A 296-nucleotide genomic window follows, 5' to 3' on the forward strand; every position below is an offset into this window, starting at 1 on the left:
TCAAGTTGACCATCTGAGTTAAACTTAAGTTTATCTTTGCATTTTATAGAATTATCTTTTGCAACAAGATATCCTTCAAATCTGCTTGTCATTGGTACTACTGTTGCAACACCAGTATAATCATCAATATCAATACACATCCCATATAAATCATCACCACCACCAGCCTCTACATGAGGTTCAAAATGTGGCTGTCCTTGAGTAAATTGATTTACAACAAGCTTTACTCCTCTTTTATATGGATAGCCTTTACTTGGATGACTTTCAAATTTATCACAACTACTTGTTACAGAACC

The 296-nt window shown here is 34.1% G+C and carries 1 protein-coding gene; it reads right to left on the minus strand.

Features of this window, described 5'->3' with window-relative positions:
• Positions 1-296, minus strand: a 296-nt coding sequence (locus tag U880_RS0106275) for a DUF228 domain-containing protein (protein ID WP_024655209.1), incomplete at both ends; no start/stop codon positions are given.

The sequence above is a fragment of the Borrelia hispanica CRI genome (assembly GCF_000500065.1).
GTDB classification, from domain to species: domain Bacteria; phylum Spirochaetota; class Spirochaetia; order Borreliales; family Borreliaceae; genus Borrelia; species Borrelia hispanica.